Source organism: Streptacidiphilus carbonis (assembly GCF_000787775.1).
Classification (GTDB): domain Bacteria; phylum Actinomycetota; class Actinomycetes; order Streptomycetales; family Streptomycetaceae; genus Streptacidiphilus; species Streptacidiphilus carbonis.
Genome location: NZ_BBPM01000003.1, coordinates 1 through 19741 on the forward strand (window position 1 = coordinate 1; position 19741 = coordinate 19741).

Here is a 19741-nt window from a genome sequence, read left to right on the forward strand (position 1 = left end):
GCTGGACCGCCTGCTCACGGGCCACCCGCACCAGCGCGCCGGCGAACGACCGGGCCAGCTCGACCGCCTGCGCCGACGGGAACAGGCCGTCGTGGACGCAGACCTCGCCGCGCAGCGCGCCGTCCCGCTGGTGCCGCAGCACATAGCTCAGCGGCAGCACCTCGGGGTGGTCCTCGGTGTGGCGCGGGGCCAGCCGGGTGGGGTCGATCGGCCGGTCGGTGACGGTGAGTTCGCCGGCCGGCGCCACCACCACGCCGCTGCGGGAGGAGCCGTACGGCAGGTAGTTGAACCGGGTGTCGTAGAGCCGGCCGCCGCGCGACCGCAGGTCCACCGGCGCGACCCGGCGGATCAGGCCGAGCGGCAGCTGATGGGCCACCGCCTCGCGGTGGGCGCGGTGGACCCGGTGCAGCAGTTCCCGGAAGCAGGGCCCGCCGGAGAGGTCGACCCGCACCGGCACATGGTCGAGCAGCGGCCCGACCACCCGTTGCAGTTCGGGGCGGTCGCGCCCGGCCCGGGTCATCCCGATCACCACGTCGTCACCGGTCGCCGGTCGGCGCGCCGTGAGCAGCACCGCCAGCAGCACCGCGCCCATCCCCACCCCCTCGGCCTCGGCCAGCCGGCCCAGGGTCGCCGTGGCCTCCCAGGGGACGGACGGGAGCGGCTGCGAGACGAAGTGCCCGCCGACCGGCGGCAGCGGGGACAGCGGCGGCAGCGCGGCCAGCCGCTCGCGCCACCAGGCCTCCGCCGGCGGATCGCGGTACCCGCGCTCCCACTGCGCGTAGCGGCCCGGCTGGACCCGCAGCACGGGCAGCCGGGCGGCCCTGCCGGTCACCTCCGCCCGGTAGCAGCGCACCAGTTCGTCCTGAAGCACCCCGTGCGACCAGCCGTCGAAGACCAGGTGGTGGACCAGCAGCGCCAGCACGTGCCGGCGGGAGCCCAGCCGGAACAGAAGTCCGTGCCACAGCGGCGGGGGGTCCAGCAGCCGCAGCCGCCCCGCCTCGGCGATGATCCGGTTGTCGACGGCGACCTGCGGCCCCGGCGTGTCGGACAGGTCGACGGTGCGCAGGTCGATCCGCACCGTCGGCCACACCACCTGGTCGACGTCGTCGCCCCGGCTGCGGAACGAGGTCCGCAGCGCCTCGTGCCTGCGGGTGAGCGCCTCCAGGGCGCGGGTCAGCGCGGCGGGGTCCAGCTCGCCGGTCAGGTTCCAGGCGACCGGGGTGCTGAAGTAGGAGCGGGCGTCGCGGCAGGCCGAGAACCAGTCCCGCTGGTAGTAGGTGGACGGGTGGTGGACCGGATCCATCGTCGCTCACCCCGCCTGTGCTGCGAGTGCGCTGACGGTGCGTCCGGGACTCCAGGCGGCCTTGGCCAGCAGCGCCGCGAAACGCTGGCCGAGGCGGGCCACCCCGTCGACCGAGTGCAGCGCCGCATCGCCCTCGATCTCGCCGCCGAGCCCGCGGCCGTCGATCCGGGGCCGGTAGGCCAGCACCGCGTCGCCCAGCCACCAGGGGTCCGGCCTGGTCTTGACGATCCCGTACGGGAACTCCACCTCGCCGGGCTCCCCGGTCTCGGCCGGGGCCCGGCCGGGGGTGGGGGCGGTGGCCGGGCTCGGCGGCAGGAAGTTCAGGTTGACCGCGAAGACCGGCGGCTCCCGCCGGGCGAGCAGCGGCAGCAGCACGCCCAGCGGCAGCCGGTGGTCGTAGGCGTCGAGCAGCGACTCGCGCACCCGTCCCAGCAGGTCGCTGAAGGTCGGGTCGCCGCCGGCGTCCACCACCAGCGGCAGCTGGTCGGTGAGACAGCCGACCGTCGAGCGGAACCGGGGCAGTTCGCGGTTCGACATGGTCAGCCCGAGCACCACCCGGGTGCCCTCCGGGCGCCGTCCGCCGGTGTGCGCGGCGATCACGGCCGCGGCCAGAACCGCGGTGAGGGTGGTGCGGTGCCAGGCCGCGAGCCGCTCCAGCGAGTCCAGCACCTCGCGCGGCAGCAGCGGCAGCGAGGGGCGGACGGCCAGGTGCTCGCCGCCGGTGGCAACCGGCAGGCCCATCCGCTCGTCGGCCGTGCCCAGCACGTGCTTCCAGTAGCGTTCCTGGGCCGCGCTCGCGCGCACCGCGCGCTCGCGTGCGGCGAAGTCGGCCATCTGGGCCTGGACCGGCGCCGGCCGTGCGCCGGCCCAGAGCTGCTTGATCTCCTCGACCAGGACCCGGCTCGCCGCCAGGTCGGACACGGCGTGGTGCATCCACACGATGAGCAGGTGGTCCTGGGGGCCGAACCCGTGCAGTTCGGCCCGCGCCAGCGGCCCGCCGTCCAGCCGGAACGGCCGCTCGGAGCCGGCCAGCAGCAGCCGCGGGAGGACGTACTCCAGCGCGCCGCGGTGCTGCTCGGTCTGCACCGGCAGCGATCCCGCCGGGGCGATCCGCTGCTCCAGGGACCCGTCCGCGGCCCGGCCCAGCGAGGTGCGCAGCGCCTCATGACGCCCCACCAGCAGCCCCAGCACCTGGTACAGTCGGCCCGCGTCCAGCCGGCCGCGGAACCGCAGCACCGCCGGGACGTTGATGGCGGACAGGCCCGAGGGCGACCAGAGCGACTCCTGCGGGTAGGAGGCCGGACAGGTCCTGGTGGCGGCCAGGATGTGCGCGGGGGCCACCGCGTCGACCCGGGCGGTCACAGCAGCTCCCTGGAGACGGCCGGCGCACGGTCCACCCGGGCCGCGAACGCCCGCAGGCTGGTGGTGTCCAGCAGGTCACGGAGCCTCAGCTCCTTGCCCAGCCGCTCGGACACCTGGGCGATCACCTCCATGGCCGTCAGCGACGAACCGCCGGCCCGCAGGAAGTCGTCGGTGGCGGACACCCGGTCAACGTCGAGGGCGACCGCCCAGATGTCGGCGACCGCCTCCTCGGTGTCGGTGGCCGGCGGCACATGGGACTCCTCGGCCGCGCCCTCCGTCAGCAGGGTGCGCAGCCGGCGCTTGTCGATCTTGCCGAGCATGTTCCGCGGCAGGTCGTCCATCACCACGATGCGCTGCGGCGCGGCCAGTCCCTGGCGCTCCCGCACATAGGCGCCGAGCGCCTCGGTGGCCAGCCCGGGCACGGCCCGCACCACCGCCATCACGCACTCGGTGAGCACCGGGTGCGGCACTCCGACCACGGCCGCCTCGATGACGCCGGGGTAGTCCATGATGCTGGCCTCGACGTCCAGGCTGGAGACGTTCAGCCCGCCGGTGTTGATCAGGTCGGGATTGCGGTCCACCAGGTAGAAGTACCCGTCCGCGTCGAGCACCCCGATGTCCCCGGTGCGGGTCCAGCCGTCCGCCAGGAACACCGCCGAGGCCCTGCTCTCGCCGTCGTAGCGGCGCTGCGGGGCGTCACTGCGCAGTTGGACGTCCCCGGCCACCCCGGGCGGGGCGGCCCGGCCGTCGGCGCCGACGATCCGCACCTGCGACCCGGGGCTGGGCCGGCCCAGCGACTTGGGCCGGGCCCGGTCGTAGTCGGTGCCCATCCGGCGCGGCCAGGACTCGGTGGTCGAGTAGACATTGCGGATTCGCGCGGTATCGAACAGCTGCGCGAGCTGCTCCAGGGTGGCCGGGTGGATCGGCGCGCTGGTGGTGCGGACCTGACGCACCGAGTTCAGCTCGTAGGAGCTCCGGGCGGCTGCGTTGACCAGGGCGATCGCCATCGCCGGCACCAGTACCAGATGGCTGGGCCGATACTGTTCGACGGCCCGCAGCAGGGCCTGGGGGGTGAACCGGGGCAGTGTCAGCACGTCGTGCGGGCTCGGCCCCAGCGGCTGCACCAGCAGCCCCTGGCCCACCGTGGTCCCCGGCGGCAGCGAGTGCAGGGCGGTGCTGGCGTTCCGCGACAGCGAGTGCATCAGCGGGTACAGGATGTTGGCGTGGGTGGCGACAACCCCCTTGGGGACCCCGGTGGTTCCGGAGGTGTAGATGATCTCGGCGTCGGACGCGGGGGTGACCGCGACACCGTCGCCGGTGGTGGCGATCCCGAAGTTCGCCGTGGACCTCCCCTCGGCCAGCTCGGCGACGTCGGCGGTCCAGCCGCAGCGCAGTCCGGCCGGGAGCGGCCCCACCGCGCCGACGGCGCGGGAGGCCCGCAGCACCGTGGCGGTCTGCTCGGCCCCGGCCGCCTGCGAGACCGGCACCGCGACCGCCCCCGTCTTCAGCACCGCGACCCAGGCCACCGCGTAGTCGATCCAGCCTGCGGTGGAGCAGGGCAGCAGGACCCGGTCGCCGGGGACCACGCCGCGCCCGACCAGCCCCCGGGCCACCGCGTTGGAGGTCTCCTCCCAGGCCGCGAAGGTCAGCGCAGCGCCGCCGACGACCCGGTGCGCGGTCGCCTCCGGCCGCTCCGCGGCCCGCTGCCGCAGCTGCGCGGGGATGGTCCAGTCGAGTGGGTAGCGGTCCATGGCACGTTCCCTCCAGCAGGTGGGCAAGCCCCTTGCCGGTTCCGGGAGTTCGCCCGCCACGCGTTGTCACGTATCGGTACCACCAAGGTAGGCCCGTGCCTTTGGCATTGTCTTCCGGCATATGACGGAAAGTCTGGTTCCATCGTTCGGATGACGCCGGTGAGCGGACCCCGGGATGGCCGCCGGATCGGCTCAGACCCAGGTCAGCAGCGCGAAGCCGAGCGCCGCCGCGGCCAGTCCCAAGGCCAGGCTCCCGACGGCGTTCAGGCCGGCTTCGGCCAGCGAACCGTCCTCCATCAACCGCACCGTCTCGTAGGAGAAGGTGGAGAAGGTGGTGAACCCGCCGCACACCCCGGTGCCCAGCAGCAGGCTCAGGTCCGCGCCGAGACCGTGGTGCACGGCAGCGGCGCCCAGCGCGCCGAGGACGAAGGACCCCGTCGTGTTGATGACGAAGGTGCCCCAGGGGAAGACCCCGTCATGCCGCCGCTGCACGGCACGGTCGACCAGGAAGCGCACGGGCGCGCCGACCATCCCGCCCAGAAAGACCATCAGCACCGGCATCAGGACTGCCCCTCGGCGCCGGCCGGCGGCCCTGCGGGATCGACCACCTCGACCTCTTCCAGGGTGGCCAGGCTGTGCGGGCTGATCGCACGCAGCGTGGGCAGGAACGCGCGGACGCGTTCCGGGGTGTCCACGAGGACCACCAGCAGCGGCAGGTCGTCGGCCACGTCCAGCAGCCGGGAGGTGTGCACCGAACGGGAGTTGCGGCCGAAGCCCTCCATCCCGCGGAAGACCGCGGCCCCGGCCAGCCCGGCCCGGTGCGCCTGGTGCACGATCTCGGTGTAGACCGGGCGGTGCCGGTACTGCTCGCCGTCGGCGAGGTGGACGGTCAGCCGCAGCGCGGTGCCGGTCAGTTCCTCGCGGGGCTCGTGGGCCGGCTGGTCGGCCCGCACGTCGGCGTGGCGGCGGTGCAGCGGCGGGGTCATCTCGAAGCTCCTTCGGCGGAGGACTCTTCTGCGGGCCGGTCCCCGGGCGGCGCGGTCGCGGTGGGGCCGCCGGCGTCGCGGCGGCGGGGGCCGCGTCGGACCGGCAGTCCGGACAGCCGGCGGACCAGGGCGGTGCCCGTCCAGACGGCGGCCAGGCCGGCGACCAGGCTGGTCAGGGCATAGGCGTCGGCGACGGCGAGGTGGCCGGTGGCGATCAGCCCCCGAGTCTCGTTCACATAAGTGGAGAAGGTGGTGAAGCCGCCGAGGATGCCGACGCCCAGAAAGGGCCGCCGGTAGCGGGAGGGCGGCCAGACCTCGACGACGCAGACCATCAGCGCACCCAGCAGCAGGCTGCCCAGCACATTGGTGGTGAAGGTGGTCCAAGGGAAGCCGCCTGCCGGTGTGGGCCAGGCGCGGGCCAGCCCGTAGCGGGCGACGCTCCCCAGCCCGCCGCCGAGCGCGACGACGGCCAGGACGTCCCAGTGCCGGGTCCGCCCCGGCTCTGGCTCCGATACGGGCATCAGGTCTCCACGGGGCGGAGGCGGGGTTCGGTGGAGCGGGCGGGGCATGGTCCCTCCTACCTGAGTCCAGGGTCGCCGAAGGGCGTACCACCAGGTAGGGACCGTTGGCAGCGGTGATGCTGCGGTTCTGCGGCGAGCCCCTCCGCCGTGCCTACGAGGATAGCGGGACCTGCGGGGCGACGCGCGCACCGCCCCCGCCCGGGGCCCGGCGTGGCGCCGCGGATCAGCCGGGGCGGCGGGCCAGCACCATCCGGCAGCGCGGCGAACCGTCCGGGAGTTCGCCCAGCGCGGTCAGCGGCACCGTCGACACCTCGAACCCGGCCTGTTCCAGCTCCTGCCGGACCACCGGCAGTTGAAAGGTCCGGTAGTACATCACAAAGGTCGGACGCAGCAGCGCGTTGCGGACCCGCATGGCGGCGTCGAAGCCCCAGAGCGCGACGTACGGCCAGGAGCCCACCCGCGCCGGTGCGGCGATCGGGAAGGCGAACAGTCCGCCGGGCCGCAGCGCGCCGTACGCCTGGGCGAACAGCCGCGGGCGCTCGCCCGGCAGGAAGTGGCCGAAGGCACCGAAGCTCACCGCGAGGTCGAACCCGGGCCGGAACGGCAGCCGGCGGACGTCCGCCCGCACCCAGTCCAGGTCCGGCTCGGCCGCTCGCGCCGCCCGGAGCATCCCGTCGCTGAAGTCCACCCCGACGACCCGCTGCTCGCACAGCCCCCGCAGTACGCCCGCCCCCGCGCCGGTGCCGCAGCAGAGGTCCACCCCGGAGCCGAACGGCCCCAACGGCTCAAGGGCTGCGGCGACGGCGTCCAGCACGCCCGCGGGAGTCCGGAACGGCGTCTCGTCGAACTTGGGCGCCAGCAGGTCGTAGCCGTGCTCGATCGAGGACAACGCCTGCACGGCGAGCTCACGAAGCGTGGGGCCCTGCGGAGAGAACACTCCCGCAGCGTAGCGCGCGAGATCGGAACGTCAGCGCCAGTCCGCGGTGAGCGCCGGCCCCAACTGGTCCAGATGCCGCTCCAGCACCCGGAAGAAGTCCTCGCCCGCGACGCCCCGGCCGGCGGCAGCCGTCCACTCGTGCTGGGCCGTCCGCGCCACCGCGCTGAACACCGCCGCCAGCAGCCTGGGGCGCAGATCGGTGACCGGGTCGACCCCCTCGCGCTCCGCGACCACCGCGGCGATCATCTGCTGCTGCTCCGCGAGGCGGTGCAGATGCGCCGCCAGCAGCGTCGGGGTGCTCTCGACCAGTTGGAATATCTCCAGCGCCGCGTTGGCGGTGGCGCCCTCCTGCTCGGGGACCCCGCGGGCGTCCCAGGTCTCCCGGGTGGCCGCGCGCAGCGCCTGCAGCGGGTTCTCACCGCTCGGCCGGGCGCGCAGGTAGTGGATCAGGTCGTCCGCGCCGTCCGCCATCAGCGCGAGCGCGACCTGCTCCTTGTTGGCGAAGTAGCGGAAGAAGGTCCGCTGCGAGACGTCGACCGCCGCGGTGATCTCGTCCACCGTGGTGCGGGCGTAGCCCTGACGGAGGAACAGCTGCTGCGCGGCCTGCAGGAGTTCGTCGCGGGTGCGCTGCTTCTTGCGCTGCCGCAGTCCCGCTGCCGCCTGCTGGACCAAGGGATGCCGCCTCCTCGCACCTGCCACGGGGTTTCTCGTGACTATACCTCGCTGACACATGGCATTAACACGTGAAAGTCAGGCTTTGCCAAGTGTCAGCGACTGCCACTATTGTGACCGTATGACTGACCGTGTGGTTGAGGCGACCGAGGACCGGCTGGACGCATTTCCCGAGGGCCGCCACGGCCTGCGCGGCCATCCATGGCTGACGCTGCTGACGGTGGCGGTCGGCGTGATGATGGTCGCGCTGGACGGCACCATCGTGGCCATCGCCAACCCCGCCATCCAGACCCATCTGCACGCCTCGCTCGCCAGCATCCAGTGGGTGACCAACGGCTACCTGCTGGCGCTCGCCGTCTTCCTGATCACCGCAGGGAAGATCGGCGACCGGTTCGGGCACCGCACCACCTTCCTGGTCGGCGCCGTCGGCTTCGCCGCCGCCTCGGCGGCGATCGGCTTCTCCGGCAGCATCGAGCTGGTGATCGCCTTCCGGGTGCTCCAGGGCCTGTTCGGGGCGCTGCTGCAGCCGGCCGCCCTGGGCCTGCTGCGGGCGACCTTCCCGCCGAACAAGCTCAACATGGCCATCGGCATCTGGGGCGGCGCGATCGGCGTCTCCACCGCGGCCGGCCCGATCGTGGGCGGGCTGCTGGTCCAGCACATCAGCTGGCAGTCGGTCTTCTTCGTCAACGTCCCGGTCGGCGCGCTCACCCTGGGCCTGGGCCTGTGGATCCTGCGTGACGCGCGCCCGCAACGGACCGGCCAGTCCTTCGACATCCCCGGCATCGTGCTGCTGTCCGTGGCGATGTTCCTGCTGGTCTTCGGCATCATCAAGGCCCCCGCCTGGGGCTGGGGCGACGCCCGCACCCTCGGCTTCCTGGGCGGCGCGGTGCTCCTCGCCGCGGCCTTCACCTACTGGCAGACCAGGTCGGCGCATCCGCTGCTGCCGCTCAGCCTGTTCCGCTCGGTGTCGCTCTCGGCGGGCACCGTGCTGATGATCCTGATGATGTTCGGATTCTTCGGCGCGCTCTTCTTCGTCACCTTCTACCTGCAGAACGTTCGCGGCATGTCGCCGGTCGCCGCCGGGGTGCACCTGCTGCCGATGACCGCGATGCTGATCGTCGGCTCGCCGATCGCCGGCGTGGTCATCGGCCGCATCGGCCCGCGCATCCCCATCGTCGCCGGCATGCTGTGCACCGCGGCGGCCATGTTCGGGATGTCCGCGCTGCACGCGGGCACCAGCACCGGCCTGCTGTCGCTGTGGTTCGTGATGCTGGGCCTGGGTCTCAGCCCGGTGATCGTCGGCGCCACCGAGGTCATCGTCGGCAACGCGCCGGTGGAGCTGGCCGGGGTGGCCGGCGGACTCCAGCAGTCGGCCATGCAGGTCGGCGGGACCCTGGGCACCGCCGTCCTGGGCGCGGTGATGGCCGCCAGGGTGGACGGCGTGCTGCCCGGCAGGTGGGCCGCCGCCAAGCTGCCCGCCGTCTCGGCGCAGGACTACGCGGGACTCAAGCAGGCGGTCCAGGTCGGCACCGCGCCGATCGCCAAGGGCACCCCCGCCTCCACCGCCCGGACCATCAGCCAGGTCGCGCACGACTCCTTCATCAGCGGTATGTCGCTGGCCTTCACCGTCGCCGCCGTCGTGGCCCTGCTGGCCGCCGGCGTCGGCCTGCTCACCAGGCGCGGCGCCACCGACTCCGGCCCGGCCGTGCACATCTGACCATCCATCACACCGCTACTCGCCCCGCCCGGTCCGCACCGGGCGGGGCGCCGTCTGTGATCGCCCCCTTCTCTGACGGCCCGTCGGGTTGGAGTCTGGAGTCTGGCTCCGAGCTCTGTGCTCCAAGCTCCGTGCTCTGTGCTCCGTGCTCCGGCGAAAGGACGACTCAGGATGGGTAGCAATATCACCGTCGGTGTTCTGCGGGAGCGCTCCCCCGGGGAGGGCCGGGTCGCCCTGGTGCCGGAGACGGTGGCCCGGCTGGCGGCCGACGGCGCCCGGGTGCTGGTCGAGCCCGGCGCCGGGGCGTCCGCCTGGTTCGCGGACGCCGACTACGCAGCGGCCGGGGCGGTCCTCGCCCCGGCCGACGAGTTGCTGGACCGGGTCGACGCCCTGCTGTGCGTCGAGCCGCCGGAGGCCGCGACCACCGCCGCGCTGCGCCCGGGCAGACTGCTGATCGGACTCCTGGACGTGCTCGCCCGTCCGGCCGCGGCGGCCGCCTGGGCCGAGCAGGGCCTCACCGCCGTCGGCCTGGACCTGCTGCCGCGGACGCTCAGCCGGGCCCAGTCCATGGACGCGCTGACCTCGCAGGCCAATATCGCCGGCTACAAGGCGGTGCTGGTGGCCGCCGACTCCTTCCGCCGCTTCCTCCCGATGCTGACCACCGCGGCCGGCACCTCGAAACCGGCCGCGGTACTGGTCCTGGGCGCGGGCGTGGCCGGGCTGCAGGCCATCGCCACCGCCCGGCGGCTCGGGGCGGTCGTCACCGGCTACGACGTCCGGCCGGAGTCCAGGGCCGAGGTCGAGTCCCTGGGCGCGCGGTTCCTGGACATCCCGGCCGTGCCGGAGGTCAGCGGCCGCGACGGCTACGCACGGCGGCTGGCCGAGGCCGAACAGCTGGCCCAGCAGCGGGGGCTGGCGGAGGGGGTGGCCCGGGCGGACATCGTGGTCACCACCGCCAGGGTCCCCGGCGGGCGTCCCCCGCTGCTGGTCACGGCCGCCGCCGTGGAGCGGATGCGGCCGGGCTCGGTGCTGGTCGACCTGGCGGCGGGCCCGTCCGGTGGGAACGTCGAACTGTCCGAACCCGAGGCGACCGTGGTCACCGCCGGCGGCGTCACCGTGATCGGGGCCGGCCGGCTCCCCTCCGCGATGGCCACCGCGGCCTCCACCGCCTACGCCCGCAACGCCACCGCACTGCTGGCCCACCTGCTCCGGGACGGCACCCCGACCGTCGACCTAGCGGACGAGATCCAGGCCGCGGTCGTGGTGACCCACTCCGGCTCCGTCGTCCATCCGGCCGTCGCCGAACTCCTCGACGCCCGGGCCCGGCTGGGAGGTACCCGATGAGTCTCGACCTGTCCACCGCCGTCACCGTCTTCGTCCTCGCCGTCCTGGTCGGCTTCGAGGTCATCAGCAAGGTCCCGGCCACCCTGCACACCCCGCTGATGTCCGGGGCCAACTCCATCCACGGCATCGTCGTGATCGGCGCCATGCTGATCGCCGCCCAGGCCCACGGGCCGCTCGGCTACGTCCTGGTGTTCGTGGCGTCGGCCTTCGGGGCGATGAACGTGGTCGGCGGATACGTCGTCACCGACCGGATGCTGCGGATGTTCCGCTCCCGCCCGGCCGCCGAGGACCGGCGCAAGGAGGACGCTTCGTGAACGCCGTGGAGTCGACCGTCAGATACGTCCTGCTGGGCACCGCGGCCTGCTTCGTGCTCGGGCTGCACCTGATGAACTCGCCGCGCTCGGCCCGGCGCGGCAACGCGCTGTCGGCCGCCGCCATGGCCGTGGCCGTGGCCGCCACCGCCGTCCTGCTGCTGGACCGGGGCTCGGTCAACGGCACCGCCTGGCTGGTGCTGGTCCTCGGCGGGGCGTTCGGCTCCGGCTGCGGGCTGTACGCGGCCCGGTCGGTGGAGATGACCGCCATGCCGCAACTGGTCAGCCTGTTCAACGCGGTGGGCGGCGGGGCGGCGGTCCTGATCACCGTGCAGGACCTGCTGGGCACCGACCATCCCGCCGGACTCGGCGCGCGGGTCACCCTTCCTGGCGCGCTGGACGTGGTGATCGGCACGGTCACCTTCTCCGGCTCGCTGATCGCGGCCGGCAAGCTGCAGGGCACCGTACCGGGACGGCCCATCGTCTTCCCGGGGGCACGGGCCGCGGCCGTGCTGCTGCCGGTCGGCTTCCTGGCCGGCTCGGTCTGGCTGGTCCTGACGCCCGATCAGACAGCACCCCCACTGGTGCTGTTGGGTCTCGCACTGGTCTTCGGCGCGGCCCTGGTGCTGCCGATCGGCGGCGCGGACATGCCGGTGGTGATCTCGCTGCTGAACGCCTTCACCGGGACGGCGGTCGCCATGGCCGGCTTCGTCCTCGGCGAGCCGGCGCTGATCGTCGCCGGGGCACTGGTCGGCGCCTCCGGCAGCATCCTCACCAAACTGATGGCGGACGCCATGAACCGCTCCATCGCGGCCATCATGGTCGGCGGATTCGGCACCGGGGACGGCGGCCCGGCGGCGGTAGGCGCGGGCGGCCCGGCGGCGCCGGTGCGGCCGGTCTCGGCCGACGACGTGGCGATCCAGCTCGCCTACGCCCGCAAGGTGATCGTGGTCCCCGGCTACGGCCTGGCCGCGGCCCGGGCCCAGCACGAACTGGGCGACCTGGTCCAGCTGCTGGAGGAGCACGGGGTGGAGGTCAGCTATGCCGTCCACCCGGTGGCCGGCCGGATGCCGGGCCATATGAACGTGCTGCTGGCCGAGGCCGACGTGCCGTACCCCCAGCTGCGGGACATGGACGAGGCCAACTCCGAGTTCCCGCAGGCGGACGTGGCGCTGGTGGTCGGCGCCAACGACGTCACCAACCCGGCGGCCCGCCGACCGGGCAACCCGGTCTCCGGGATGCCGATCCTGGACGTGGACCGGGCCAGGAGCGTCGTCGTCATCAAGCGCTCGATGGGGCACGGCTACGCGGGCATCGACAACGAGCTCTACACCGACCCGCGCACCGGCATGTTCTTCGCCGACGCGCGGGCGGGGCTCGCCGAGCTGAGGTCCGCCGTCCGCGCGTTCGTCGGCTGAGGCCGCGAGGGGCGCCGTCGCCACCGTGAGACGCTGGTGCGGTGACGACGGCGTTCGGGGTGGTGGAGTTCCAGCTGGTGCTGCTGCGGCGGATGGCCGACTTCCAGCCGGTGCTGGTGGAGCGCGCCCGCAGCGGGCTGGGGGTGTCGGTCGGCGAGATGCGCCAGGTCAACGCCGCCTGGCAGCGCTTCGTCCGGGCCAAGGGCGCCCCCCGCGGCACGGCCCGGCTGGTCGCGGTGCTCGGCCCGCAGCTGTCGGTCCGGGAGCAGCGCACCGGCGACCTCACCTGCCGCCTGCACCACTGGGCACTGCCGCTCTGGCCCGGTCTGCGCTTCGAGGCGGTGGCCGGCCCCGACGGCGGGGTCTGGCAGGAGTGGCTGGTGCGCGCGCCGGGCGGGGAGCCGCCGCCGGCGCCCGCCTCCGGCGAGCTCGCGCCCTGGGAGTACGTGGTCAGCGATCTGGAGCAGCTCTTCCCCGAGGTCCGGCACCTGCCCGAGGACGCCCCCAGCCGCTGGACCAGCCGCTTCGGCACCCCCGACGGCCAGGGCGGGCTGCTCCGCCGGCAGGCCCGCTTCGTCCACGGGCTGCTCCAGGAGACGACGCCGCTCCTCGATGCGGCCGGAGGCGCGGCGTAAGTAAGGGAAGCCTTCCCTTCCCTTATGCTGTGCCCCATGGCTACGACCGCGACCACGATCCAGCACCCGCTCCGCTCCTCCGACGAGCGGTTCGCCGACGCGCTCGTCCAGGCCGGCCTGGTGAGCGTCGGATGGTGCGCCGCGGTCGTCCTGGCGCACCGGGTGGACCCGACCACGGCCGTTCGCCACCTGGCTCTCGGCATTCATCTGGCCGGTCTGGCCGTCGGCTTCGGCGCGGTACTGGCTGTCGACGTGGTCGCGCTGCGCGCGCTGGCCGGGCGGCGGGCCGGGCTGAGCGCCGCGATCCGCTTCGCCGGGTCCGCCGAGGCCTGGATCTGGTCCGGCTTCGCCGCCCTGGCGCTGTCGGGCGTGTTCCTGCGCCCGCACTTCGGCAGCGCCTGGACCGCGGTGAGCCTGTCGGCGGTCCTGCTGGTCGGCCTCAACGGCGTCTACGCCCGGACCCTGCGCCAGTGGCTGACGCTGCTGCCGTCGACGGCCACCGCCGCGGACATCCCCCGTCCACTGGCGCTGCGCGCCCTGGCCTCCGGCGCGATCTCCCAGGCCGCCTGGTGGACGGCCATCGTCATCGGTCTGCTCAACCGCTGACGTCGCCGACCGGCGCGAACACCAGCACGGCGGCGGTCCCGCGGACGTCCAGTGCCTCGCCCGCGCCGCCGGTGACGCGCACGGCGTCCGACTCGGCCAACTCCTCGCCCGACCCCGGCAACGCCGCGGTGCCCTCCAGGACGACGGCGAGCGTGTCCGGCCCGCTCAGTTCCACCGTCCGCCCGGCCACGATCTCCACCCGTACCGAGACCTGGTCCCGACGCGTCATCACATTGAAGTCGACCAGCGGACCTTCCAGCAGCCGACAGTCCGTACCGGCGTCACCGGGGAAGGCGAACGGACGGAAGCGCCGGTCGACCCGGTGCTCCACCCCGTCCACGGTCAGCGCCATCCCGGCGCCCCGCACCACGGTGATCACCCGGTCCACCCCGGGGAACACCGAGAAAGGCCCGCCGCGCGCCACATCGGCCAGGCTCACCCGCCATTGGAACCCCTCCAGCCCGACCCCCTCCGGCTGCGCCGCCACCTCCCGGGTGACCCCGCCGCCGTTCTTCCACGCCGCGGCCTCCCGCTCCGCCGCCCGCAGAACCGCCACGCCCGCCATCGCCCGCTCTCCTCGCCTCGCCCTGCCCTTGATCATCACACGCGGGCGGCGATGCTCCGCGCGCACTCCAGCGACTCGGTGCGGGTGGTGTCCACCTCCAGGTCGTAGACCACCCCCTTGTGCACCGCCTCCGCCTGCGCCGCGGCCATCCCCCGCACCCGGTCCCCGCGCGCGACCTCACGCCCCGCCGCCACCACGCCGTCGCACCGGACGCCGACCCACAGCACCGGCAGCTCGCCCAGCGCCTCCCGCCACCGCTGCTGGGACGCCGCCCCGCCGAGGAACACGTCGTCGATGATCACCCTGGCCCCGGCCCGGACCGTCGCCGCCACACCGGCCACCCAGGCGGCGTCCAGCGCCCGGAACTCCGCCCCGACGGTCACCCCGCCGTCCGCCGCGAAGACGATCCCCTCGTCCGACGCCCGCATCCGTGCGGGCAGGGCCTCGACGAACGAGTCGCACCCGAACGCCAGCCAGGGATCCGGCAGCACGGCCTGCAGGCAGCGCACGATCCCGGACTTCCCCGAGCTGGACCCGCCGTTGAGAATGATCATCCGCGTCGTCACCGGGCCACCCTAGGCGGTCGAGCCCCGAAGCGGGAGCGCCGGTCGCGGGTCGCTCGCGTTCTTCGCCGACTTCCCGCAGGCGGCGCTCGCACCGCTGATGGCGTGCGTCCGCCGGATGGTCGGCGTTGACGGGGGTTCACCTCCTGGACGCGCGAACCCCGGCCGGACGGGCACGGGTAGGTTGGCGGTCTGCCGTCGAACCTTCGGGAGTGCCTGTGCCGTCCGCCGCCGTCGCCGCCGTTGCGGCTTCCAGCTCGCACGAGGTGCGACGGGCCGTCGCGGCCACCTACGTCGCGTTCGGCGGGGCCGGGTTCGCGTTCGCCAGTTGGGCCTCGCGGATCCCGCAGGTGCGCGAGCATCTGCAGCTGTCGCCGGCCCGGCTGGGGGTCGTCCTGCTCGCGATCGCCGCGGGGTCGCTGGTGGCGCTGCCGCTCGCCGGGCCGGTCGTGCACCGGCTCGGGACCCGGCGGACCGTGGCCGCCATGGCGGTGCTGATGACGGTGAGCCAGGCCACCATCGCCCTGGGGTACCTGGCCGGGCTCGCGCCGGTGGTCGTCGGGCTGTTCCTGCTCGGGTTCTCGAACGGGGCCTGGGACGTGGCGATGAACGTCCAGGGCGCGCACGTCGAGCAGCAGTTGGGGCGGTCGATCATGTCCCGTTTCCACGCCGGTTTCAGCCTGGGAACGGTGGTGGGGGCGCTGGCCGGCGCGGCGGCGGTCGCGCTCCACGTATCGGTCACCGCCCACCTGCTCGTGGTCGCGGCGGTGATCGCCCTGCTCGTTCCGTGGGGCACCCGCAGCTTCCTGCCGGAGGGCGCCGGCGGTGAGGAGCCGTCGGACACCGCTCCCGCCGCGCGCAGCGCCCTCGCCGCCTGGCGCGAGCCGCGCACCCTGCTGGTCGGCGTCTTCGTGCTGGCCTTCGCCTTCGCCGAGGGCACGGGCAACGACTGGGTCGCCCTCGCCACCACCGAGGGCTACGGCACCGAGGCCGTGGTCGGCACTCTCGCCTTCGCGCTGTTCCTGTCCGCGATGACGCTCGGACGCTGGTTCGGGCCCGCCCTGCTCGACCGGTACGGCCGGGTCCCGGTGCTGCGGGTGCTCGCGGTGCTCGGGATAGCCGGTGTGCTGCTGTTCGTCCTCGCCCCGGCGACACCCCTCGCGTTCGCCGGGGTGGTCCTGTGGGGACTCGGCGTCTCGCTGGGCTTCCCCGTCGGCATGAGCGCGGGCGCCGACGAGCCCCGGCACGCGGCCGGGCGGGTCAGCGTCATCGCCTCCGTCGGCTACTGCGCCTTCCTCGGCGGACCGCCCGCCGTCGGCCTCCTCGCCGACCACCTCACCGTGCTCCGCGCTGTGGTCTCCGTTGCGGTCCTGCTCGGCATCGCCGCCCTCATCACCGCGGTCGTCCGGCCGCCCGACGGAGCCGTGGTACCCGATCCGGTGCCCGATTCCGACTGAACGAGCCACGTCCGCCTATTCGCCCGCGAGTCCGCGCAGCCCCTTCCAGGCGGGCTGGCGCAGGCTTCCGGCGTCGGTGACCTCGGCGTACTGGACCTCGCCGCGGAGCAGCGGCTGGACCCAGCGGATGTCGGCCACGGGCAGCGGCGGACCCGCCGTGAACGGGGACCGCCCGGCGGCGGCCTCCCTGAGGAGGGGGAGCAGCAGGCTGCGCTGGGCGGCGGAGAGGCCGGAGCCGCACGAGCCGATGTAGCGCAGGCCCTCGCCGTCCGGCTTGCCCAGCAGCAGCGAGCGCGGTTCGCCGCGGGCGTCGGCGAGCCAGCCGCCGATCACCACGTCGACGGTGGGGCGGAACTTCACCTTGACCCAGTCCTGCGACCGCCGCCCGGGCTGGTAGACGGAGGCCAGGCGCTTGAGGATGACGCCCTCCAGGCCGCGCTCCCGGGTCCACTCGACCGCGGCCGGCACGTCCGCACCGATCCACGCGGGAGGCGCGGCGACCGACCCGTCGTGCGGGAGGTCGAGCCGGTCCAGCAGCCCGCGCCGCTCCAGATAGCTGCGGCCGGTGACCGGTTCCCCGCGGTGCCGCAGGACGTCGAAGACCATCGGTGTCACCGGGATCCGGGCCCGGGCCGCCCTGATCCGGTCCGGCTGACGCAGCGTCATCCGCTGCTGCAGCCGCTCGAAGGAGGGGATGCCGGTGCCCGGGGCCAGGGCCACCACCTCCGCGTCCAGCACCACCGGTGCCACGCCCGCCAGGCGGGAGAGCGACTGCAGTTCGGGGTAGCGGGCGGTGGCGTCGGCCCCGGAGCGGGCGAACGCCCGCACCGCGCCGTCCGCCGCGACGGCCACGATGACCCGCATGCCGTCCCACTTCACCTCCGCGGCCCAGCCGCGGGTGTCCGCCGGCGGTGGGCCCTCCCCGGCCAGCATGGGCGCGATCCAGCCCGCCGCGGCGCTCACGCGGCGGCCCCGGGCAGCCGCCGCGCGGCCGAGGGGTCCAGCAGCGACGCGTGCAGGTCGCCGAGGCGGGCCAGCCGGTCCGGCAACCGGTCGGCGGTGAACGACAGTTCGGCCGGATCCCGGCAGTCCGCGACCTCCGCCCAGCTCACCGGGGTCGACACGGTCGGCTCGGCCAGCGCACGCAGCGAGTAGGCGGCCACCGTCGTCTTCGCGGAGTTGTTCTGCGACCAGTCCAGCAGCACCCGGTCCCGCCGCAGCTCCCGGCCCATCCGACTGACGATCAGCTGGGGGTACTCGGCCTTCAGCCGCTGCGCCAACCGCTTGGCGTAGGCGTTCACCTCGTCGGCCGGCGCCGGGATCAGCGGCACCGTCAGATGCAGCCCCTTGGACCCGGAGGTCTTGGCCCAGGCGTCGAGACCGTCCGCCGCCAGCACCTCCCGCACCGCCAGCGCGGCGGCGCAGCAGTGCAGCAGGTCGGTGCCCTCGCCGGGGTCGAGGTCGACGATCAGCCGGTCGTGCAGCGCCGGGCTGTCCCGCCACTGCGGCACATGGAACTCGACGGTGTCCAGGTTGGCCGCCCAGATCAGGGTGGCCAGGTCGGCGACCACCACCTGCCGGGCCGGGCCGGTGCGGAGCTCGACCTCCAGACCCTGGACCCAGCCGGGCGCGCCCGGCGGCACCCGTTTGGCCCAGAACCGCTCCCCGTCCACCCCGCCGGGGCAGCGCACGAAACTGGCCGGACGCCCCTCCAGGTGCGGCAGCATCACCGGCCCCACCTGCCCGTAGTGCTGCAGCACCGCGGCCTTGGTGAAGCCGCCGGCCGGGTAGAGCGGCTTGTCCAGGTGGGACAGCGACAGCCGTCGGCCCTCCACCTCGACCACGGTGCGTTCGGCCGGCATCAGGCCTGCCTCGCGCGGGCCGGCACCCGCCGGGTCGTGGTCCAGGTCAGCAGCTCGCGGGCGGTCCAGGTGGTGATGATCCGTTCGGCCGGGATCCCGGCCTCCTCGGCGCGGGCGCAGCCGTAGATCTGCCAGTCCAACTGCCCGGGGGCGTGGGCATCGCTGTCGATGGCGAACAGCACGCCCGCGTCGGCGGCCTGGCGCAGCAGCCTCCGGGGCGGGTCCAGCCGGTCCGGCCGGCAGTTGATCTCGACCGCGGTGCCCCGTTCGGCGCAGGCCGCGAAGACGGCCTCGGCGTCGAACTCCGACTCGGGACGGCGCTTGACGCCCAGCAGCCGTCCGGTGCAGTGGCCCAGGATGTCCACCCGGGGGTCGGAGACGGCCTTGAGCAGCCGCCGGGTCATCGCGTCCCGTTCCATCCGCAGCTCGGAGTGGGCCGAGGCGACCACCACGTCCACCCGCTCCAGCAGCTCGTCCTCCTGGTCCAGCGCCCCGCCGGAGAGGATGTCGCACTCGATCCCGGTCAGCAGCCGGAACGGCGCCGCCGCGCGGTCGACCTCGGCGACGACCTCCAGTTGCTCCCGCAGCCGGTCCGCGCTGAGCCCTCGGGCGATCCGCAGCCGCGGCGAGTGGTCCGTGAGCACCGCCCAGCGGTGGCCGAGCGAGCGGGCCGCCCTGGCCATCGTCTCGATCGGGCTGCCGCCGTCCGACCAGTCGGAGTGCAGATGGCAGTCGCCGCGCAGGGCGGCACGCAGTTCCACGCCGCCTTCGGTCAGCGGCGCCGCGGCCCGTTCCTCCAGGTCGGAGAGGTAGTCGGGGGTGCGTCCCGCAGCGGCCTCGGCGATCACCCGGCCCGTGGTCGTGCCGATGCCCTCCAGTTCGGTGAGCCGGCCGCTCACCGCCCGCTGCAGCACCTCCAGCTGCGTCAGCCCGGCCACCTTCTGCGCCGCATGGCGGAACGCCTGCACCCGGTAGGTGGGCGCGTCCTCGCGTTCCAGCAGGAACGCGATCCGCTCCAGGGCATCGGTGGGTTCCATTCCGGGCATATCCCCGGCTCTCCGTCGATTCAACCGATTCCGGCATAACAGGTGAAAATGGTCGAAAGCAGTGCGCCGGCGAACCGGAGGAGGTGCCGCGTGGACTTCGACGAGGTCGCCGACCAGCTCTACTCGCTGCCCCCGCCGCAGTTCACCGCGGCCCGCGACGCCGCCGCGCAGCGCGCCGGGCAGTCGGACGACGATCTGGCCGAGGCGGTCCGCGGGCTGCGCCGCCCGACGCTCGGCGCCTGGCTGGCCAATCTGCTGGTGCGCGAGCACCGAACCGAGTCACAGGCACTGCTCGAGCTCGGCGACGAACTGCGGGCCGCCCAGGACGGGCTCGCCGGCGAACGCCTGCGCGAGCTCACCGCAGGCCGTCGCGCCGTGGTCGGCGCGCTGGTCCAGCAGGCCAGGGCGGCGGCCGTGCGGGCCGGACTGCCGGTCGGCGAGGGCCCGCTGGCGGACCTGGAGCAGACCCTGACCACCGTGCTGGCCGACCGGACCGCCGCCGAGGCCTTCGCGGCGGGCCGGCTCACCAAGCCGCTGACCCCGCACTCCCCCGTGGAGCCGGCACCGGCGCGCCCGGCCGCCTCCGCGCCCACCCGGCAGCCGGCCTCCCCGACCGGCGCCGACCCGGACGAGTCGGCCCGGGCCCGCCGCGGCCTCAAGGAGGCCGAGCGGCAGTCCGCCGCAG

20 protein-coding genes and 1 pseudogene are annotated in these 19741 nt (G+C 74.3%); 8 read left to right on the forward strand and 13 right to left on the reverse strand.

Annotated features, from left to right (window positions below; translation table 11 throughout):
• The 8 genes from TR46_RS02730 to TR46_RS02765 all read right to left on the reverse strand — a co-directional run.
• The coding region (locus TR46_RS02730; protein ID WP_042392857.1) for a condensation domain-containing protein at positions 1 to 1303 on the reverse strand (1303 nt) is incomplete at its 3' end.
• 6 nt (positions 1304 to 1309) lie between these two features.
• Positions 1310 to 2665 (reverse strand): condensation domain-containing protein, encoded by a 1356-nt coding sequence (locus tag TR46_RS02735; protein ID WP_042392871.1) that lies wholly within the window; start codon positions 2663 to 2665, stop codon positions 1310 to 1312.
• Positions 2662 to 4416, reverse strand: coding sequence for a class I adenylate-forming enzyme family protein (locus tag TR46_RS02740; RefSeq protein WP_052432507.1), 1755 nt, complete (start codon positions 4414 to 4416; stop codon positions 2662 to 2664). Before TR46_RS02740 ends, TR46_RS02735 begins: the two co-directional genes overlap by 4 nt.
• Positions 4417 to 4608: 192 nt before the next feature.
• Positions 4609 to 4977: a fluoride efflux transporter CrcB gene (gene crcB, locus TR46_RS02745; protein ID WP_042392874.1), complete on the reverse strand. Its 369-nt coding sequence runs from the start codon at positions 4975 to 4977 to the stop codon at positions 4609 to 4611.
• Positions 4977 to 5402 (reverse strand): DUF190 domain-containing protein, encoded by a 426-nt coding sequence (locus tag TR46_RS02750; RefSeq protein WP_084717800.1) that lies wholly within the window; start codon positions 5400 to 5402, stop codon positions 4977 to 4979. Before TR46_RS02750 ends, crcB begins: the two co-directional genes overlap by 1 nt.
• On the reverse strand, positions 5399 to 5923 hold the full coding sequence (locus TR46_RS02755; RefSeq protein WP_063770510.1) for a fluoride efflux transporter FluC: 525 nt from the start codon (positions 5921 to 5923) through the stop codon (positions 5399 to 5401). Before TR46_RS02755 ends, TR46_RS02750 begins: the two co-directional genes overlap by 4 nt.
• A gap of 223 nt (positions 5924 to 6146) precedes the next feature.
• Positions 6147 to 6860: a class I SAM-dependent DNA methyltransferase gene (locus TR46_RS02760; protein WP_042392880.1), complete on the reverse strand. Its 714-nt coding sequence runs from the start codon at positions 6858 to 6860 to the stop codon at positions 6147 to 6149.
• Between the two features lie 30 nt (positions 6861 to 6890).
• Positions 6891 to 7532, reverse strand: coding sequence for a TetR family transcriptional regulator (locus TR46_RS02765; protein ID WP_042392885.1), 642 nt, complete (start codon positions 7530 to 7532; stop codon positions 6891 to 6893).
• A 121-nt stretch (positions 7533 to 7653) separates the two neighbouring features.
• Here TR46_RS02765 and TR46_RS02770 point away from each other — a divergent pair, with 121 nt between their 5' ends.
• The 6 genes from TR46_RS02770 to TR46_RS02795 all read left to right on the forward strand — a co-directional run bounded on the left by TR46_RS02770 (position 7654) and on the right by TR46_RS02795 (position 13563).
• On the forward strand, positions 7654 to 9249 hold the full coding sequence (locus tag TR46_RS02770) for an MFS transporter (RefSeq protein ID WP_042392890.1): 1596 nt from the start codon (positions 7654 to 7656) through the stop codon (positions 9247 to 9249).
• 171 nt (positions 9250 to 9420) lie between these two features.
• A complete protein-coding gene (locus tag TR46_RS02775; RefSeq protein ID WP_042392894.1) occupies positions 9421 to 10593 on the forward strand; it encodes a Rossmann-fold NAD(P)-binding domain-containing protein in 1173 nt (390 codons plus the stop codon).
• The gene (locus tag TR46_RS02780; RefSeq protein WP_042392896.1) at positions 10590 to 10907 is read left to right on the forward strand and encodes an NAD(P) transhydrogenase subunit alpha part 2; all 318 of its coding nucleotides are present in this window, start codon (positions 10590 to 10592) and stop codon (positions 10905 to 10907) included. Before TR46_RS02775 ends, TR46_RS02780 begins: the two co-directional genes overlap by 4 nt.
• Entirely contained in the window at positions 10904 to 12322 is a 1419-nt protein-coding gene (locus TR46_RS02785; protein ID WP_042392901.1) for an NAD(P)(+) transhydrogenase (Re/Si-specific) subunit beta, read from the forward strand. Before TR46_RS02780 ends, TR46_RS02785 begins: the two co-directional genes overlap by 4 nt.
• Before the next feature lie 41 nt (positions 12323 to 12363).
• A complete protein-coding gene (locus TR46_RS02790) occupies positions 12364 to 12957 on the forward strand; it encodes a hypothetical protein (RefSeq protein WP_042392906.1) in 594 nt (197 codons plus the stop codon).
• Positions 12958 to 12993: 36 nt separating this feature from the next.
• Positions 12994 to 13563 (forward strand): hypothetical protein, encoded by a 570-nt coding sequence (locus TR46_RS02795; protein ID WP_052432508.1) that lies wholly within the window; start codon positions 12994 to 12996, stop codon positions 13561 to 13563.
• Here TR46_RS02795 and TR46_RS02800 read toward each other — a convergent pair.
• Together TR46_RS02800 and cpt are read right to left on the reverse strand one after the other, a co-directional pair.
• A complete protein-coding gene (locus TR46_RS02800; protein WP_042392909.1) occupies positions 13553 to 14128 on the reverse strand; it encodes a HutD/Ves family protein in 576 nt (191 codons plus the stop codon). The genes TR46_RS02795 and TR46_RS02800 overlap by 11 nt on opposite strands.
• Positions 14129 to 14163: 35 nt before the next feature.
• Positions 14164 to 14682 (reverse strand): chloramphenicol phosphotransferase CPT, encoded by a 519-nt coding sequence (gene cpt, locus TR46_RS02805; RefSeq protein ID WP_042392912.1) that lies wholly within the window; start codon positions 14680 to 14682, stop codon positions 14164 to 14166.
• Positions 14683 to 14903: 221 nt separating this feature from the next.
• Between cpt and TR46_RS02810 the strand changes: the two genes are divergently transcribed.
• Complete coding sequence (locus TR46_RS02810) at positions 14904 to 16148, forward strand: MFS transporter (RefSeq protein WP_201776360.1); 1245 nt, start codon at positions 14904 to 14906, stop codon at positions 16146 to 16148.
• A gap of 15 nt (positions 16149 to 16163) precedes the next feature.
• Here TR46_RS02810 and TR46_RS02815 read toward each other — a convergent pair whose 3' ends face one another.
• Genes TR46_RS02815 through TR46_RS02825 form a run of 3 tightly spaced genes read right to left on the reverse strand, consistent with a single transcriptional unit; the run spans position 16164 to position 19047 of the window.
• Positions 16164 to 17111 carry an ATP-dependent DNA ligase gene (locus TR46_RS02815; RefSeq protein ID WP_152626276.1) on the reverse strand — a complete coding sequence of 316 codons (948 nt, stop codon included), beginning with the start codon at positions 17109 to 17111 and terminating at the stop codon, positions 16164 to 16166.
• Positions 17108 to 18010 carry a non-homologous end-joining DNA ligase gene (gene ligD / locus TR46_RS02820; protein WP_042392916.1) on the reverse strand — a complete coding sequence of 301 codons (903 nt, stop codon included), beginning with the start codon at positions 18008 to 18010 and terminating at the stop codon, positions 17108 to 17110. Before ligD ends, TR46_RS02815 begins: the two co-directional genes overlap by 4 nt.
• Positions 18010 to 19047: a PHP domain-containing protein gene (locus tag TR46_RS02825; RefSeq protein ID WP_042392919.1), complete on the reverse strand. Its 1038-nt coding sequence runs from the start codon at positions 19045 to 19047 to the stop codon at positions 18010 to 18012. Before TR46_RS02825 ends, ligD begins: the two co-directional genes overlap by 1 nt.
• Positions 19048 to 19146: 99 nt before the next feature.
• Between TR46_RS02825 and TR46_RS42045 the strand changes: the two are divergent.
• A pseudogene (locus TR46_RS42045) lies at positions 19147 to 19741 on the forward strand (hypothetical protein); the annotation flags it as partial.